The organism is Arthrobacter sp. NPDC089319, assembly GCF_040684925.1.
Taxonomy (GTDB): Bacteria; Actinomycetota; Actinomycetes; order Actinomycetales; family Micrococcaceae; genus Crystallibacter.
Genome location: NZ_JBFBGZ010000030.1, coordinates 1 through 2511 on the forward strand (window position 1 = coordinate 1; position 2511 = coordinate 2511).

1 protein-coding gene is annotated in these 2511 nt (G+C 65.3%); it reads right to left on the reverse strand.

What is annotated here, in order from left to right; genetic code table 11:
- Positions 1 to 793: 793 nt before the first annotated feature.
- Positions 794 to 2083 carry an adenylosuccinate synthase gene (locus AB0N75_RS18830; RefSeq protein ID WP_364652466.1) on the reverse strand — a complete coding sequence of 430 codons (1290 nt, stop codon included), beginning with the start codon at positions 2081 to 2083 and terminating at the stop codon, positions 794 to 796.
- Between the last annotated feature and the right edge of the window lie 428 nt (positions 2084 to 2511).

A 2511-nucleotide genomic window follows, 5' to 3' on the forward strand; every position in this document is an offset into this window, starting at 1 on the left:
AACAAACTTGGCACACTATTGAGTTCTCAAACAACAGGAGCACCCGGCACCAAGACGACCCTCACAGGCCCTCCATCGCTCCGGAGCAACTTTTCAAACTTACCCGGTCCCCGCAACCTTTGCAAATCGCCGTTCCCGGCGGATTCAAGCTGCGAACCCCGGCCCCCAAACCACACCAGCAGGCGCGAAAAACGCACCAGATCCTGGCATATTTTGAAGGGGATTGGCCGCTGTTTTCCCTGCTTCAGCAGCAGCGACTCAGAAAACAATACACCCCTCCCCGCCTCCGGGCAAATCGCCCACCCAACCCGCCCCAACACACCCGCCGAGCAGCCGGACACCACCCCAAAACCCCCGCCACCACGCGGATGCCGCACCCCCGACACCACCCCGCACCACCACCCGACACCCCCGCCGGCCCCACCCACCACACTGTGCACCCGCTCACAAAAACTTCCGCACCAGCTGGCCGGACCCAGAGGCCTCCGCCGCAGGAACCCGGCCAGGCCAGGCCACGCACACCCTCCGGGTCCAGCTGCCCGGAGAGTTGAGAGGATCGGTTGATTCCGGGCGGCTCGCTTTCGTAAGCCGCTTCATCGACGGCATCTTTCCTGAATGCCTCGACCTCGACGCAGGTCCCACTCTCGAGCCGGCGTTGAACAGCCGTACCTACGACGAAGGGCGCGGACATCGCTGTCCGCGCCCTTTCTTGCCGTTCGACGGTCGCTACGCCACCCAGACCGCAGGTGACAAGCGGCGCCAGCCGCGCCCCGCCGTCGTTGTCTGCTGTGCCTTACTCCGAAATCAGGTCGCGGATCACGATGGTCTGGTCCCGGTCCGGGCCAACGCCGATGGCGGAGAACCGGGTGCCGGACATCTTCTCCAGCGCCAGCACGTAGTTGCGCGCATTGGTCGGCAGGTCCTCCAGCGTCTTCGCGCCGGTGATGTCCTCGGTCCAGCCGTCGAAGTACTCGAAGATCGGCTTGGCGTGGTGGAACTCGGTCTGGGTCATCGGCATTTCGTCGTGCCGGACGCCGTCCACGTCGTACGCCACGCAGACCGGGATCTGCTCAATGCCGGTGAGCACGTCCAGCTTGGTCACGAAGTAGTCGGTGAATCCGTTGACACGGGAGGCGTGGCGGGCCAGCACGGCGTCGTACCAGCCGCAGCGGCGCGGCCGGCCGGTGTTCACGCCGAACTCGCCGCCCTTCTTCTGCAGGTATTCACCCATGTCGTCGAACAGTTCGGTGGGGAACGGGCCGGCGCCCACGCGGGTGGTGTACGCCTTGATGATGCCCACGGCGCGGTTGATCCGGGTGGGGCCGATGCCCGAGCCCACGGACGCGCCGCCGGCGGTCGGGTTGGAGGAGGTGACGAACGGGTAGGTGCCGTGGTCCACGTCCAGGAAGGTGGCCTGGCCGCCCTCCATCAGCACCACCTTGCCCTCGTCCAGCGCCTTGTTCAGCACCAGCGTGGAGTCGATGACCATCGGGCGCAGCCGCTCGGCGAAGGACAGGAAGTACTCCACCACTTCCTCCACGTGGACGTCGCGGCGGTTGTAGACCTTGACCAGCAGCTCGTTCTTCTGCCGCAGCGAGCCCTCCACCTTCTGGCGCAGGATCGATTCGTCGAAGACGTCCTGCACGCGGATGCCCAGCCGGGCCACCTTGTCCATGTAGGCGGGGCCGATGCCGCGGCCGGTGGTGCCGATGGCGCGCTTGCCCAGGAAGCGCTCGGTGACCTTGTCCATGGTCTGATGGAACGGTGCCACCAGGTGGGCGTTGGCGGAGACGCGCAGCCGCGAGGTGTCCGCGCCGCGTGCCTCGAGCCCGTCGATCTCCTCGAACAGGGCCTCAAGGTTCACCACGCAGCCGTTGCCGATAATCGGAGTGGCGTTCGGGGACAGGATGCCGGCCGGCAGCAGCTTCAGCTCGTACTTCTCCCCGCCGACGACGACGGTGTGGCCCGCGTTATTGCCGCCGTTGGGCTTGACCACGTAATCCACGCGGCCGCCAAGCAGGTCGGTTGCCTTGCCTTTTCCTTCGTCGCCCCACTGAGCTCCGACGATCACAATTGCTGGCATGGGATCCTCCCCCATTCGATGCGGCGGAAGCCCCGGACAGTCTGTACAAGAAGGAGCCGCTGCCGCGCATGAGAACGCCCCGCACTCCACGCGGAGTATCTGGGGCTCTTACCCACCAAGTTTAGCCGATGGGCCTGCGCGGCCCGGAATCGGCGCCCGCGGGGTGTGGGCCGAGGGGCCGGCCGCGCAGGTTTCCCCGGGCCTGTTGCCCCGAAACTGCTGCCCCGAAAAACGGTTGCCCCGAAACGTAGCGGCGCTCCTCACGGCTGAGCTGCTGCAGCGAGTAGACGGCCCGCTGCCATCGAGTGGCGAAAAGTGGCTGTAATACCCGTGTGTCATGTCTCAGGTCCTCGTGGACAGTTCATGTCTCAGGTCTTCATTGACAGTTGTTGTCTCAGAGGTTTGTAGACAATTGTTGTTGGGCGATG